We start from the raw sequence: 14,972 nt of genomic DNA, 5'->3' as shown, positions 1-14,972 counted from the left end.
TCTTTAATTAGCTCTTCAAGGGCATGCCTTGTCGGGTTGCCGGTCCTGGAGTATTCAAAGCCTTTATGGCCCCCTACGCCCTCCTGCTTGTATGTGCTAACCTGGTAAATTGGTACGGAAACGGCACCCGTGAATGGATCGATCGGAATGCCACCGTGAATCATTTTCGTTTTCCTTTTCAATTCATATCCCGCCTTCATAGATTTTTTTACTTAAGTACCGCTCGCTTCCATCTGGAAAAATAACGAGGATATTTGTTCCCTGCGCCGCTGTTTTGGCTTCTTGAAGCGCAGCATGGAAAGCGGCCCCTGATGAACTGCCGACTAGCAGCCCTTCTTTGGCGGCCAGTTCCTTGACAAGGCCGAAAGCATCTTCATCAAGGACAGTATGGATAGCATCAAAATAGGAAGTGTCCATATAACCCGGAAGGAATTCCATGCCAATGCCCTCTGTTTTATGCGGGCCGGACTCACCCCCATTAAGGATGGAACCCTCAGGCTCCACAATGACGGTTTTAATGTCCTTCTTTTTTTCCTTCAGGTAACGGGCGGTTCCCATAAAGGTCCCTCCCGTTCCCGCGCCCGCTACAAATACGCCGATTTCCCCATCCATTTGCGCCCAAAGCTCGGGGCCTAGGGTTTTGTAGTATGTTTCCGGATTCGCCGGGTTGGCAAACTGCTGCGGGCAGTACGAGCCGGGAATTTCTTCAAGCAGTTCCTGCGCTTTTTTAATCGCGCCCTTCATGCCTTCTTCGGTTGGGGTATGGATTACCTTGGCACCAAGCGCTTTCATCAGCTCTTGCTTTTCCAGGCTGAATTTCGCTGGGACGCAAAAAATCACCTGGACCCCTCTGTTAATCGCGGCGAGGGCTAGGCCGATGCCCGTATTTCCCGCGGTCGGCTCAATGACCGTTCCGCCTTCCTTCAATTTTCCGCTCTCGAACGCATCACGGAGCAATTCAATTCCGAGCCTGTCCTTGACGCTTCCGCCGGGGTTCAGGAACTCAAGCTTAGCAAAAATCCTGACCCCGTCCGGAAGCGGAAAGGATTTTATTTCGACAATGGGTGTATTGCCAATCAATTCATGGACGCTGCTATAAACCTTCATTTTCCTCCCCCTATCCCTCTTCTATTTAAGGGCAGATACCATTTTCATGACAAGCGTTGCCGAATGGAGGGCCGCTTTATGAAGGAATTGGTCAAAGGATACATTTGATTCCTTTCCCGCTATATCAGAAAGTGAACGGATGATGACAAACGGGACATTGAATTGATGTGCAACCTGCGCAATCGCGGCGGCTTCCATTTCAACCGCCTGAAGCCCGGTGAATTTAGTCCTGACAAATTCAACCCTCTCCGGATCTTGCATAAAAGAATCGCCTGTCGCTATCATCCCTTTGACAATCTGGATATCCTCAATTTCACCAGCTGCGGCTTCCGCAACCGCAACAAGCTTCTCATCCGCTATAAAAGCGGGTGGCAGCTCGGGAACCTGTCCATATTCATAGCCAAATGCGGTGACATCCACATCGTGGTGGCGCACCTCGGTCGAAATGACCGCGTCGCCAACTTCAAGGGAAGGATCGAACCCGCCCGCCGAACCCGTGTTGATGACGCAGTCGGGTTTGAACCTTTCCAATAGGATCGCGGTCGACATCGCCGCATTCACCTTTCCAATCCCGGAACGGAGAAGGACCACTTCGGCCCCATCCATGTTCCCAGAAGTGAATTCACAGCCGGCGATCACCTCGCGGGTTTTTCCTTCAATATGGCTCCTTAATAATGCGACTTCTTGCTCCATCGCTCCAATAATGGCAATTTTCATCATGAAACCTCTCTTTTTTAAAATTTTTCACCTTCCATCAGCCAGACAAAGTCGTTGCATCTCGAAAAGCTGGCACGAAAGCCATTTTCTTCAAGCATCGCCTTCAGGATGGGAATGGTCGTGTAATATTCCCTTTCCAAATCCGCGGCCAGGTTATGGAAGCCATTTTCTTTCGCCTTATCAATCGCATCTTTGAATGCTTCGGCAGATTCATACATTGTATCCGCAAATACTATTTTACCACCGTTCGGCAAAAGTTTTCCATAAAGGCCTATAGCCTCCCGCTTTTCCTCGTCGGTCAGATGGTGAAAGGCGTAAGTGCTTACAAGTGTATCCGGGTTTTCAACTTCCGGAAAGGTTAGGAAATCGCCATCGTGGATTTGTGCCTTTCCTGGCAGTTTTGCCTCGGCTATCTTCCTCATTGCCGGAGAGGGCTCGATTCCGGTGACCTTCAGCCCACGGTCCAAAATCCTTGCGGTCAGGTTCCCTGTACCGACTCCGAACTCGATTACATGCCCGTGGGACCGTTCCGCTACTGTATTAAGAATCCTGCTGTAATGCCTGAATACTTCTTCATACTCTTTATCATGCCCCTCGACACTTTCATCATAGGATTCCGCCCACACCTCGAATAAATCAAGAAATTCCCTGCCCATTTATATCCACGCTCCATATGTTCAAACTTTTAAACACACAATTCCTATTGACATACTATGAATTAAAATGAACCTTGTTCCCAATTTACCATATCCTTTCGTATTCTTCAACAGGCGGATTGCCACCTTGCCAAATGTAAAGCTAAAATAGAGGGATAAAACAAGGGAGGGATTCCGGTGAATCTGCAGTTTGATTTGATTGAGGATAAAATTGAATTTTTTGAGGCAGCTGATCTGAAAACCATCGAAAAGAAGATTGCAACCCAGATTGAAGTAAATAAGGCGATTATGCTGCGCGTCCATTCGGTTTCACACCAAATGCATGTGAGTGAGGAAGGGAAAACGTATTACTCTGCGGCCGTCCATTTTAAGCTAAAAAAATAGCAGGGCTTCAGCCTGCTATTTTTTATTTTTTATCATTTTCATACAATTCTTCGACCTTCACAGGCTTATAGCCTTCACCATCAACCCACTCGATATATACACGGTAGGCCTGATCGCTTCCTTTCGCCGTGACAGTTCCAATTGCCCCGCCTTCTTTGCTTTTGTCCCTTTCAAGCCACCATGTTGTCATATTCCCTTTGTCCGTCCCAATGGCATAGGCAAGCGCGGAGTGCATTTCATCCCAATCGGGAGAACTGCTGTCGATGGTTACCTGATGGTCACCGGATTGGCTTGTGCCGACAGGTTTCCACCCCGGATTTTCAATTGTCCTTTTGACATTCTCGGAGCTTCCACCCTCTGTTACAACCGGCTCATCGGCCTCATCCACATTTTCTTCAGCCGTCTGGCTTTCGTCATCCGTATCAGCTGAAGAATCGGCATCGGAGGAATCTTGTGATGCGCCGCCAGCGGTGTCACCGCCAGTATCCCCTTTTTCCGTGTTGCCGGCTTTTTGGCCAGTTTCCGCTTTGTCCGGATTTTTCGGCGCAGCATCATCGTTTCCCGCGAATATTGAAAAACCGACAGCAAGGATTAAAAGAATTACAATTGCAATTAAGCTATTTAAAATGATATTGGTCTTTTTTCGTTTAGCTCTGTATCGCAAACGTGATTTATTCGAAAAATCATGATCCATTGGCTAGGCCTCCCTAAGCAAGATTGACATTATTCTATCATGAGAAACGGGAAAGATGAAGGAATAACCTTTTTCTCATTCATGGTTACCCCGGCTATACAAAAAGTTTACAATATCGGCAAAAAGCGGGTTAACGCCTCCTTCGTTTCCCTTAACATCCAGGTTGACCGCGACAAGCGCAAACTTTGGTTTTCCATAAGGGAAATACCCCGCGAACCATTTGTTATGAAGCTGCTCCTTCCCCACAAACTTTCCTGTTTCGGCTGTTCCGGATTTCCCTGCCACCTGATAAGGGAGGGAGGAAAACCATCTGCCAGTTCCTCGGCTATCCTCCACGACATGCCTCAAAAGCTGCTGAAGCTTCCGCGCCGTACCCTCAGAAACCGTTTTCCCCACTAGAGGCGTTTGCGGAAACTCATACATTGTTGTTCCGTTTTTATATTCAATGGCGGAAACAGCCCTGACATGCTGCTTTTCTCCATTCCTCGCGATTGTCGCCATCATATTTGCCACTGCCAGCGGAGTCGCCCTGACCTCTTTTTGGCCAATTCCTGTCAGCGAAACAAAATTGTCATCCATCCTCTCGGTTTCTTTTAAAAAGACGCGCCCGCCCTCCTCTCCATCCAGCTGGCGGAAATGCGGAAAATGGAACACATCCCCTTCCCATCCTACCCCACCTGTCAGGGAAAGCATGGCGGCATACTCCTCAATCAAGCCGGGATCGATTGCCTTCAGCTCCCTCGCAAGCTTTGCAAATGTGTAATTGCAGCTAATCGCAAAGCTATCAGAGAAATTCACCATTCCATAGTTATGGGCCGTATCGGGTTCTCCATTAATTTTTCGGCTGCAGTCGAATAGGCGTGAGGAATCATCCAAACCATTTTCAATAGCCGCGGCGGCAACCGCCGTTTTAAAAACAGAGCCCATGATTTGTTCCTTGAGCATCTGGTTGCCCCCACTCGCGAATGGGCTGCCCGATTGTGCCCCGGGGCGCGAAACGAGCGCGAGGATGCTGTTTGTCTCAATATCGAGAAGAACAATTCCACCTTTTTTGATGCCATGGCTGTCTGCAAGCTGTTCTGCCTTCCTTTGTATATCCAGGTCGATTGTCGTTCGGATATTTGCAGGATAAAAAGGGTTCTTCTCTCCTTTTAGCCTTACATTCGCTCCAAACAACGGCTTTCCTTGGCCATCCACATGATAGACGAGGCTGGAATCCCCCTCACCGATCAAAAAAGGATCGAAACGCTTTTCGAGTCCTGATACTCCGATTGGGGTACGGCTGGGTAGGCCGCTGTCCGGATAGCGCTTTCTCATCTCGCGCTCATTTTGTCCCACAACCCCTAGCAACTGGCTTGCCGGGATTTCTTCTTCCTTTATCTTCCGCCGCGCTGCAAAGACACCGGGTATTTTAAGGGCATTAATTTTGGAAACTTCACGGCTGGATAATTCGATAGGTTCGGGCGTCCCATAGGCGAACGGCTGTTTCGCCTGTTTAACGCTTTCAAGCAAATCCTCCTCTGATATCCCGATTATCACTGCGACCTTCGCGGATTCCCAACTGATGTTTTTTAAAAAAGGAAATAGAATCAGGACCGATGCCGCCTTGTGTCCTATCGAAATGCCATTTCGGTCAAGAATGGACCCTCTGCCGTCATCCAAAGGGGCTGTTTGGGCCCTTTGCCTGACACTCTCTTCAAGCAGGTTGACATGCCGGCTTGAAAAGTTCTCGGGCTGGATCAATTGTATTTGCGCAAGGCGGCAAAACAATAGAAAAAATGCAATTATACCGATTACAGTCATTGAAGCCAATCGTTTTTTCCACATAAAAAAACACCTCGTCAAAAGCTTTGACGAGATGCCTAAATTTCAAACGCGTGTTTGATACCTATTTAATGGATGTAATTTTTACTGTCATTTCGCCGCCTGGTGTTTGGACAGACACCGTATCGCCGACTTTTTTGCCCATGAGGCTTTTGGCGATCGGTGAATCATTCGAAATTTTCCCTTCAAACGGGTCAGCTTCCGCGCTGCCCACAATCGTGTAAGTTTCTTCATCCCCATCCGGAAGCTCCATGAATGTAACGTTCCTTCCGAGAGTGACAGAGTCGCCGGCAATCTCGCTTTCTTCGATGATTTTGGCGTTCCTGATCATATTTTCTAGCGTGGTGATGCGGCCTTCAACAAACGCCTGCTCTTCCTTTGCGGAATCGTATTCCGAGTTCTCGGACAAGTCGCCGAAGCTGCGCGCGATTTTAATGCGCTCCACGACTTCTTTCCGCTTTACTGTCTTTAATTGTTCAAGCTCCTGGACCAATTTATCTTTTCCAGCCTGTGTCATTGGAAATACTTTCTCTGTTGCCAATGTATTCACTCCTTCAATTCTGTACAATCAATTATTTTCTTTTTCTTATGTAAGGAAAGCGTTTCCCGCTCCTATAAAAGGAGGCCAGCCTGTACAAGGCCGCCTCTCCTTAATGTCCGGAAAAACCGCTGTTCACAAAGCTTGGAACCGCCTCCCATGAAACAGGCGGGCTCCCCGCTTTGGACTCGCGGAAATGAATTTCCATTTTGTTTACTATTTCTATGCTATTGTGTCATAAAATAGACTTTTGTTCAAGAATAGTTTGAATTTTTGTTACCATTAAATCAATCGCAACATGATTATGCCCGCCTTCGGGAATGATGACATCGGCATAGCGCTTGGTCGGCTCGATAAACTGATTATGCATCGGCCTCACCACATTGACATATTGGTCGATTACCGAGTCCACCGTCCTCCCCCGCTCCTTAATATCGCGCTGGAGCCTCCTCAAAATTCGGATATCCGCATCTGTATCGACAAACAGCTTGATATCCATCAGATTGCGGAGCCTCTCATCCTCAAGAATAAGGATTCCTTCCAAAATAATGACATCTTTTGGCTCGACATGGATCACTTCTTTCGATCTCGTGTGAAGTGAGTAATCGTAGACCGGCTTTTCGATTGGTTCCCGGCTGAGGAGCGTTTTTAAATGCTCGATCAGCAGGTCATTATCAAAAGCAAGCGGGTGGTCATAGTTTGTTTTAAGGCGATCTTCAAATGGAACGCTGCTCTGGTCTTTGTAATAATAATCCTGTTCGATCATCAGGATTGAATGGCCCTTAAAGCTATCAAAAATCGCTTTTGTAACGGACGTTTTGCCCGATCCGGACCCTCCGGCCACCCCGATGACAACTGGTTTGCGCTCCATGTTAGTTCTCCTTCCGCATCATGTTGTTCGGGTATACCTGCCTGTCCAGCTGGAATTTTACGATTTGCAAAGGGTGGCGGGCCGCATCCAGCTCGTTCCCTTTTTCATCCCAAATTTTTTCGATCACAGCATTAAAGTTTTCGATTTCAGGGCCGAAAAACTCAATTTCATCACCCGGTTTGAAAAAATTCCGCTGCTGCAGGGTCACGATTTTCGACTCGCTGTCATAATCAAGGACAAGGCCGGCGAAATCAAATCTTGTCTTTTTGCTATGATTGCCAAACATTTGCTCTTTATACCCAGGCACGCCCTCAAAGAAGGCTGGTGCCGTTTCCCTGTTCGCACACTTATCGAGCTCGTCGATCCATTCCTGCCTGATCGAGAAGTTGTCCGGGTCCGCGCAGTACGCGTCGATCACTTTCCGGTAAACACTTACGACCGTTGCGATATAGTGGATTGATTTCATCCTGCCTTCAATTTTAAGGCTGTCAATGCCAATTTCAATCATTTTCGGAATGGATTGAAGGAGGTTCAAATCTTTCGGGCTCATCGCAAAAGGCGAATCGTCCCCGTCAAAAAGCGCGGCTTCCCCTTCGCCATCCCGCCTGTACAAATCATAATCCCAGCGGCATGACTGGCAGCATCCGCCCCTGTTCGAATCCCTGGCGGTCATATGGTTGCTGAGTGTGCAGCGTCCTGAATAAGCAATGCACATCGCTCCATGGATGAACGTTTCAATTTCAATGTCAACCTTTTCTTTCATCTCGCGAATCTCTTCCGCACTCGTCTCACGGGCAAGGACGACACGCTCAAGCCCTTCTTCCTTCCAAAACTGGACAGCTTTCCAGTTGGAAAGGGATTGCTGGGTGCTCAGATGCACTTCAATTTCCGGTGCTACCCTGCGGCATGTTTCGATGATGAGAGGATCGGCGACAATGATTCCGGCCACTCCCGCTTCTTTAAGCCCAGACAAATAGTCTTCTAGCCCGTCAATATTTTCGTTATGGGCAAAAATATTGGTTGTCACATAGATTTTCGCGCCATATTTTTTCGCGAATTCCACGCCCTCTTTCATTTCCTCAAAAGTGAAATTATCCGCGTTCGAACGGAGGCCATATTCCTGGCCGCCGATAAAGACCGCGTCCGCTCCGTAATGGACGGCGATTTTCAGCTTTTCGAGGTTGCCAGCTGGGGCAAGCAGTTCGGGCTTTTTGACAATTACCCGCTTGCCATCAATGATTTCTGATATTTTATCCTTTACAGCGCTCACGGCCAACTACCTCCTATTTTTAATACACCGTTTCCTTAAAGAAGAATCCCGTATCAAGCGGCCTGGATTGTGGCTGTATTTCTTCGATTTTTTCAAGAAGTTCGCCCTTTACGTCTTCGTACTTATCCGGATCTTCAAAGTAAAGGTCAATCGCATTTCTGTAAAGGCTTGTTACTTCGGCAATATAGCCTGGCGCCTTCAATATCCCGTCTATTTTGAACGAGTCTACTCCGGCTTCAAGCATGTCCTGCAGTTCATCGATCATGCATATGTCATTCGGGCTCATAATATGGGTCCCGTTCGAGTCTTCAAAGATAGGATACTTATTCCCGCGTTCTATATCATGGAGGAACATGTCCTTTTCAAGCCTGCGGTTTTCAATCTCCATCTCCTTGCCCTGATAGAGGAAATAGTTGCCCAGCAATGACCGCTTTGATTGGAACATGCAACTCATCCCATGGACCTGTACTTCGATTTCAACCTCGGAGTTTTCCTTTATTTCAAGAATTGCATCCATATTGATCTCCCTCGCGAGAACCGCCCTTTTCGCGCCTTTCCTGCCCCAATAGTTGCATGTGTACCAGTTCGTCGCGGTTGTTTCGGTGTTCCAGTGGAGTTTCAAATTTGGCGCGGTTTCGCGAGCCGCCAACAAAACAGCCGGATCCCCAAAAATCACAGCATCCGCCCCTGCCTCACTCGCAAAAGCCAGGTAGTCCCCCAATTCTTCAACCTTTTCGTTGTGGAAAATGCCATTCATCGACACATACACTTTTTTCCCTTTTGAATGGGCAATCCTGATTGCTTCCCGAACGTCTTCCCGGCTGAATTCACCGGCAAGCCTAAGGGCGTATCTTTCTTCGCCAACGACAAAGGCATCCGCCCCGGCATCGGAAAGCGGCGCAATATCCTGGATGCTTGTCGGCGTTACGAGCAATTCCGGTTTCTTCATTCCCTTCACCTCTTTTTATAGCTGATTGCCACTCCGTCGCCAACAGGGATAATTGTTGTCGCATAGTCCTCAAGCCCTGTAAGCCAACTATTGTAGCCCTGTATTTTTTCGGCCAGTTTCACAAGCCTTCCGCTTTCTGCTTCCCGGCCATACACAAGCCCTTTGAAAAGGACATTATCCGTAACCATGATTCCCCCGGCACGTAAAAGTGGCGCATAAAGGGAAAAGAACTTTTGGTATTGCCCTTTGGCCGCATCAATGAATATCGCATCAAATGGCGCGAATGGCCCAACTTCGCCGGCGGCTTCCAAGGCATCGCCGAGCAGGAGCTCAACCCTGCCAGATGCTCCCGCGGCTTCGACATTTTTCTCGGCCTCCCGGTAGCGCTCCTCGTCCCGCTCGATTGTGATAATCTTCGCTTCAGGAAGGGCCTCTGCCATACGGAGAGCCGAATAGCCGATGGCAGTCCCGATTTCAAGTATTGTTTTTGGATTATGGATCCTTAGTATCTGGAGGAGGGCTTCCATTCCGGACGGCTCCATAATAGGAACATGGAATTCTTTCGCGTAAGCCTCCATTTCGGCGAATAAACCGGTCCGGGCGGGAATCAGGCTGTCTAAATATGTTTGAAGCTTTTCGTCCAACACAATGACCACTCCGAATTATTCTGGCATGTTCTTCTTTTAAACACGAAAAAATAGCGTTCACAGCAAGATGCATAAAAAGTATGCATTGTGGGCTAAGCCGGCTTGCCGTAATGGACGCTATTGTTTATGTTCATGGGGGAGCTCCCCATTTCCTGAAACGTATTCCGTAATGTCAGGGGGTTTCCCCCGGGCTGTTATAAAACACTTGAACAATTTTACCACAAAAAACGGGGAAAATCTACGACTTTTCCCCGCCATTGCCTTAATTGTTGTTTGTTATATACTTGGCCTTCAATTGATTATGTTCCTGAAGCGTTTTTGAAAAATGGACCTCTCCATCCTTCGAAGCCAAGAAGTAGTAAAAACTTGTAGCCTCGGGGTTCAATGCCGCTTCGATGGACATCTTTCCGGCATTGGCAATTGGCCCGGGCGGAAGCCCCGCATATTTATACGTGTTGTATGGGGAATCGACCTCAAGGTCTTTATAAAGGACCCTATCCTTATGTTTTCCCTGGGCGTAGAGGACAGTCGGGTCTGTTTGAAGAGGCATTCCCGCCTCAATCCTATTGTAGAAAACACTTGAAATTTTATGGCGATCTGCTTTTTTCGTCGCCTCTTCCTCAATCAGGGAAGCCATCGTCAAAAGCTGATGGGGGGTTATTTTCTTTTCTTTCATGAGTTCTGAATAAGGGGAAATCATTGCTTTTGTTTTTTCCAGCATAACAATTACCAACTCGTCTACCGAGGGCTTTTCCTTGGAAATTGGATAGGTCGCCGGGAATAAGTACCCTTCAAGCGGATATTTGACTTTCTCTCCAAGAATTTCACTCGTTAACAGATCAGGGTATTTCGCCATAAGCCCAGCCACGAATTCGCGGTCGTTAAGCCTTTGGAACACAGCTTCCTGGGTTTGCCCTGTAACTTTCGCGATAAGGCCGGCGATTTCAGCTAGCTGTTTCCCTTCCGGCACCGCAAGCCTGTGCTTTTCCTTTAGGACCACCTTGCCGGTTTTTAGGCTTTTAATGATTTCCGGCATCGTCATCGAAGGCGTCATCTTATAGTCCCCGGCCATGAAACCAGACTCGTTTTTGAACTTGACATAATACTTGAATATACGGGCATTTTTAATAATTCCATTCTTTTCAAGGGTTTGGGCAATCCCGGACACCGAGGAACCTATCGGAATGGTGACTTCCCTGATTTCCTTGCTGGATGGGTCGACAGGCTGTAAGGCTGACTTTACATACAAATAGCCTCCGCCGCCGATTAAGCAAACGAGTATGATGAATGCAAGCGTGATGGACAGGACGATTTTCCTGACAATTTTGGCTTCGCTCTGATGTTCGATCATTTTTTTGCGGATTATATCCCTTTTTGTATTTTTATTATCAGCAGTCATTCCGCTTCCCCCCTGTTTTCGACAGGACCTGCCTTCCATTGTGAATTGGTCTCTGCATTTTGACTATTATACACCATTATACTAAAAAACCGCCGTCTCCATTTCAGCATAAGTTGTATTACCTTGTCAATTTCGCCTGCACTGGTGCGAATATGAAAAAAAAAGAGCCGGCATGCCGGCTCCTGAATTTTGTTAGTCTTCGTGGTCTTCCTGTTCATCAAGGAACGTATTCAGCACTTCCTCAATCATGTCCCACTCTTCATCCGTTTCGATTGGAAGCAGGTCGCCTGCTTTTCCTTCAGCCCCAGGGACAAAGGAGGAAGCATGGATTTCAATTTCCTCATCTTCGCTGTCATCCGCTCCCGCCGCATAGTACAGGACGTAGGATTTGTCGAACTCCTCTGATTCAAATGTATAAAGGATTTCGTATAATTGTTCGTTGCCGTTTTCGTCTACTACTACAATTTGGTTATCGCCGTGTTCCATTTTCTTCACCCTTCACTTTTTACTATCAAGATATCCTTGCAAGATCATCGTGGCAGCCATCTTATCGATGACTTTTTTACGCTTTTTCCGGCTCACATCCGCTTCAAGCAAAACGCGTTCCGCGGCCATCGTGGTCAGGCGCTCGTCCCAAAGGACGGTTGGCACGGAAAAGAGTCTTTCCACCTCTTCCGCAAAGCGTTTGCTCGCCTCGGCCCGGGGGCCAATCGTTCCATTCATATTTTTTGGCAGGCCGATGACTACCTGCTCGACGCCATACTCTTTTAGTAATTGGCCTAAACGTTCAAATCCAAACTCGTTTTTTTCCTCATCGATCTTAATTGTTTCCAGACCTTGCGCGGTCCATCCAAATTCATCGCTGAGGGCGACGCCGACTGTTTTAGAGCCCACGTCCAATCCCATAATACGCATGATTAGCCTCCGCGCTTTTGCTTCAGATAAAATTTCACGAGCACTTCAATGATTTCATCCCGCTCGAGCTTCCTGATGATGTTGCGGGCATCCTTATGGCGCGGGATGTATGCAGGGTCGCCCGACAAAAGGTAGCCGACAATCTGGTTGATTGGGTTGTACCCTTTTTCCTGAAGCGCTTCGTGCACCTGGAAAAGGACTTCATCTACATCATGTTCAAATGGCTCTTCAGGAAAATTGAATCTCATCGTTTTGTCCAATGAGCTCATTGCATGCACCTCGCCTTTGGAAATTAGGTTGTAACATGTTTATTCTACACTAATTGCCATGATTATCAAATTGATTTAACCCATTCCTCCGCATACTGGAGCGCGCCATCAAGTTTCGACGGATCTTTTCCCCCGGCTTGGGCCATATCCGGGCGGCCTCCGCCGCTGCCCCCGCATCGTGCCGCTACTTCCTTTACAAGCTTGCCGGCATGGTATCCTTTGCCAAGCAAGTCTTCAGTCACGGCCGCGATCAGATTAACCTTTCCTTCATTCGCGCTTCCAAGGACGATGACAGCCGAGCCAAGCTTTTGCTTCAGATCATCTGCCATCCCACGGAGCCCTGCCATATCCTGCCCCTGTACGCTCGCGGAAAGAAGTGTCACTCCGTTTACTTCCTTGGCCTTTGACGAAAGGTTCCCTGCTTCAATGTTGGCCAACCTCGCAGACAGCGATTCATTTTCGCGCTGGAGATGCTTCATCTCGGAAAGAAGGCCGTCGATCCTTGTTGCAATATCTTTCGGGTTCGCTTTCAGCTTTTCGGCGGCTTCCTTCAATAAGTCAACCTGGCTGTTCAACAGCCCGTACGCTCCCTCGCCGGTAACGGCTTCAATCCTTCTTATTCCCGCGCCAATGCCGCTCTCAGCCGCGATTTTAAACAGGCCAATAATAGCCGTATTCTGAACGTGGCAGCCGCCGCACAATTCAAGGCTATAGTCGCCCACTTTCACGACGCGGACAATATCCCCGTATTTTTCGCCGAAAAGCGCCATCGCGCCCATTGCCTTCGCTTCATCAATTGGCTTAAGGGATATATCGACGGCAATGTTTTGCCAAATTTTTTCATTGACGATTTTTTCGACTTGTTCCAGTTCTTCCGGCTTTACCTGTCCGAAATGAGAGAAGTCAAAGCGCAGGCGGTCGGCCTCAACGAGGGAGCCTGCCTGGTTGACGTGCGTTCCAAGGACATCCTTCAACGCCTGGTGCAACAGGTGGGTGGCAGTATGGTTTTTAATGATTTTCTCCCTATTTTCCCGGTTAACCGCCGCGGCTACCTGCTGGCCTTTTTTAAATGTGCCTTCTTCAATGATTGCCCGGTGGAGGTTTTGGCCATTTGGAGCTTTTTTAACATCCTTTACAAATACCTTTACCCCATCCCCGATGACATATCCCTGGTCGGCGATCTGTCCGCCGCTCTCGGCATAGAATGGTGTCTTATCGAGAATGAATTGGACTTCCTCCCCGGCTGAAGCCTCTTCGGCCAGTTCACCGTCTTTTATTATGGAAAGTACTGCCGCCTGCGTTTCAAGCTGGTCATAGCCGACAAAGACGCTTTCATCTTTTATTTCACCAAGAACGCCGCTCTGGACCTGCATCGACTCCACATCCTGTCTTGCTGAGCGCGCGCGTTCCCTTTGAGCTTCCATTTCAGCTTCAAAGCCATTGTGGTCAACGGTCATGCCGCTTTCTTCCGCATACTCTTCAGTCAGTTCAACCGGGAATCCGTATGTGTCATAGAGCCTGAACACGTCAGCCCCGGAAATGACCGAGCTGCCCTTCTCTTTTTCTTTTTTAATGACAGATTCGAGGATTGCGAGGCCTTCATGCAGGGTTTCATGGAAGCGTTCCTCTTCATTTTTAATGACCTTTTGGATAAATTCCTGTTTATCCTTCACTTCAGGATAGAAATCGTGCATGATTTCACCGACAACCGGAACCAGTTCATACATGAAAGGCCGGTTGATGCCGATTTGCTTCGCGTACCGGACCGCGCGGCGAAGCAGACGCCTCAAAACATAGCCGCGCCCTTCATTTGATGGAAGCGCGCCGTCGCCAATCGCAAATGAAACAGTGCGGATATGGTCCGCGATAACCTTGAATGCAACATCCGTTTCCTTTGACTCGCCATATTTTGCACCGGAGATTTCTTCGGTCGCCCTGATGATCGGCATGAACAAGTCGGTGTCAAAGTTGGTCGGGACATTCTGGACAACGGAAGCCATCCTCTCAAGCCCCATTCCGGTATCGATATTTTTCTTCGGCAGCGGGGTATATGTCCCATCCGGGTTGTGGTTGAACTGGGAAAACACTAGGTTCCAAACTTCAAGATAGCGGTCATTTTCCCCGCCTGGGTAAAGTTCCGGATCGTTTTGGTCATCCCCATACTCCGGTCCCCTGTCATAGAAAATTTCCGTATTTGGGCCGCTTGGGCCTTCACCAATATCCCAGAAATTCCCCTCCAGGCGTATGATCCGTTCTGCCGGAATCCCAATCTTCTTATTCCAATATTCGTATGCTTCATGGTCTTCCGGATGGACTGTAACGGACAATTTTTCCTGATCAAAGCCCATCCACTTTTCGAAAGTGAGGAATTCCCATGCCCACTCGATTGCTTCTTCCTTAAAATACTCGCCAATCGAAAAGTTTCCGAGCATTTCAAAGAAAGTATGGTGGCGCGCGGTTTTTCCGACATTTTCGATATCATTGGTACGAATTGACTTCTGGGCATTGGTGATGCGTGGATTTTCCGGTATCACCCGTCCGTCAAAATATTTCTTAAGGGTCGCCACGCCGCTGTTTATCCACAGAAGGGACGGGTCGTCATGCGGGACAAGCGATGCACTTGGCTCGACGTGGTGGTTTTTTTCCTGGAAAAAGTCCAAAAACATTTTCCTGATCTGAGAACCTGTCAGTTGTTTCATTGTAATGCCTCCCATATAATTTTTGAAAATTGA

Annotated in this window: 17 protein-coding genes; 1 reads left to right on the top strand and 16 read right to left on the bottom strand. The window is 48.1% G+C overall.

Annotated features, from left to right (window positions below):
* The 4 genes from DRW41_RS20270 to DRW41_RS20255 form a co-directional block, all read right to left on the bottom strand.
* On the bottom strand, window positions 1–182 hold a 182-nt coding region (locus tag DRW41_RS20270), incomplete at its 3' end, for a PLP-dependent transferase (RefSeq protein ID WP_181884656.1).
* A gap of 1 nt (window position 183) precedes the next feature.
* Complete coding sequence (locus DRW41_RS20265) at window positions 184–1,107, bottom strand: PLP-dependent cysteine synthase family protein (protein WP_115453853.1); 924 nt, start codon at window positions 1,105–1,107, stop codon at window positions 184–186.
* A 21-nt stretch (window positions 1,108–1,128) separates the two neighbouring features.
* Complete coding sequence (gene mtnN, locus DRW41_RS20260; protein WP_115453852.1) at window positions 1,129–1,824, bottom strand: 5'-methylthioadenosine/S-adenosylhomocysteine nucleosidase; 696 nt, start codon at window positions 1,822–1,824, stop codon at window positions 1,129–1,131.
* Between the two features lie 17 nt (window positions 1,825–1,841).
* On the bottom strand, window positions 1,842–2,480 hold the full coding sequence (locus DRW41_RS20255; RefSeq protein ID WP_115453851.1) for a class I SAM-dependent DNA methyltransferase: 639 nt from the start codon (window positions 2,478–2,480) through the stop codon (window positions 1,842–1,844).
* A gap of 177 nt (window positions 2,481–2,657) precedes the next feature.
* On the opposite strand from DRW41_RS20255, the gene DRW41_RS20250 reads away from it, so the two are divergent.
* Window positions 2,658–2,864, top strand: a complete 207-nt coding sequence (locus DRW41_RS20250) for a YrzA family protein (protein WP_115453850.1) — start codon at window positions 2,658–2,660, stop codon at window positions 2,862–2,864.
* A 22-nt stretch (window positions 2,865–2,886) separates the two neighbouring features.
* On the opposite strand, the gene DRW41_RS20245 is transcribed toward DRW41_RS20250, so the two are convergent.
* The 12 genes from DRW41_RS20245 to alaS all read right to left on the bottom strand — a co-directional run bounded on the left by DRW41_RS20245 (window position 2,887) and on the right by alaS (window position 14,939).
* Window positions 2,887–3,558, bottom strand: a complete 672-nt coding sequence (locus DRW41_RS20245) for a YrrS family protein (protein WP_115453849.1) — start codon at window positions 3,556–3,558, stop codon at window positions 2,887–2,889.
* Window positions 3,559–3,633: 75 nt separating this feature from the next.
* Window positions 3,634–5,385: a peptidoglycan D,D-transpeptidase FtsI family protein gene (locus DRW41_RS20240; RefSeq protein ID WP_115453848.1), complete on the bottom strand. Its 1,752-nt coding sequence runs from the start codon at window positions 5,383–5,385 to the stop codon at window positions 3,634–3,636.
* 61 nt (window positions 5,386–5,446) lie between these two features.
* Complete coding sequence (gene greA / locus DRW41_RS20235; RefSeq protein WP_115453847.1) at window positions 5,447–5,923, bottom strand: transcription elongation factor GreA; 477 nt, start codon at window positions 5,921–5,923, stop codon at window positions 5,447–5,449.
* A 232-nt stretch (window positions 5,924–6,155) separates the two neighbouring features.
* Window positions 6,156–6,791, bottom strand: a complete 636-nt coding sequence (gene udk, locus DRW41_RS20230) for a uridine kinase (RefSeq protein WP_115453846.1) — start codon at window positions 6,789–6,791, stop codon at window positions 6,156–6,158.
* 1 nt (window position 6,792) lies between these two features.
* A complete protein-coding gene (locus tag DRW41_RS20225; protein ID WP_115453845.1) occupies window positions 6,793–8,061 on the bottom strand; it encodes a peptidase U32 family protein in 1,269 nt (422 codons plus the stop codon).
* 19 nt (window positions 8,062–8,080) lie between these two features.
* Window positions 8,081–9,010 carry a peptidase U32 family protein gene (locus tag DRW41_RS20220; protein WP_115453844.1) on the bottom strand — a complete coding sequence of 310 codons (930 nt, stop codon included), beginning with the start codon at window positions 9,008–9,010 and terminating at the stop codon, window positions 8,081–8,083.
* Window positions 9,011–9,015: 5 nt separating this feature from the next.
* Window positions 9,016–9,657 carry an O-methyltransferase gene (locus tag DRW41_RS20215; RefSeq protein WP_115453843.1) on the bottom strand — a complete coding sequence of 214 codons (642 nt, stop codon included), beginning with the start codon at window positions 9,655–9,657 and terminating at the stop codon, window positions 9,016–9,018.
* A 262-nt stretch (window positions 9,658–9,919) separates the two neighbouring features.
* Entirely contained in the window at window positions 9,920–11,056 is a 1,137-nt protein-coding gene (gene mltG, locus DRW41_RS20210) for an endolytic transglycosylase MltG (RefSeq protein ID WP_115453842.1), read from the bottom strand.
* A 192-nt stretch (window positions 11,057–11,248) separates the two neighbouring features.
* Complete coding sequence (locus DRW41_RS20200) at window positions 11,249–11,542, bottom strand: DUF1292 domain-containing protein (RefSeq protein ID WP_115453840.1); 294 nt, start codon at window positions 11,540–11,542, stop codon at window positions 11,249–11,251.
* A gap of 12 nt (window positions 11,543–11,554) precedes the next feature.
* The gene (gene ruvX / locus DRW41_RS20195; RefSeq protein ID WP_115453839.1) at window positions 11,555–11,971 is read right to left on the bottom strand and encodes a Holliday junction resolvase RuvX; all 417 of its coding nucleotides are present in this window, start codon (window positions 11,969–11,971) and stop codon (window positions 11,555–11,557) included.
* A 2-nt stretch (window positions 11,972–11,973) separates the two neighbouring features.
* Entirely contained in the window at window positions 11,974–12,240 is a 267-nt protein-coding gene (locus DRW41_RS20190; protein ID WP_048825694.1) for an IreB family regulatory phosphoprotein, read from the bottom strand.
* A gap of 65 nt (window positions 12,241–12,305) precedes the next feature.
* The gene (gene alaS / locus DRW41_RS20185) at window positions 12,306–14,939 is read right to left on the bottom strand and encodes an alanine--tRNA ligase (RefSeq protein ID WP_115453838.1); all 2,634 of its coding nucleotides are present in this window, start codon (window positions 14,937–14,939) and stop codon (window positions 12,306–12,308) included.
* Window positions 14,940–14,972: the final 33 nt, after the last annotated feature.

The organism is Neobacillus piezotolerans (genome assembly GCF_003362805.1).
Taxonomy (GTDB): domain Bacteria; phylum Bacillota; class Bacilli; order Bacillales; family Cytobacillaceae; genus Bacillus_D; species Bacillus_D piezotolerans.
This window is presented reverse-complemented; position numbering and strand designations above follow the sequence as displayed.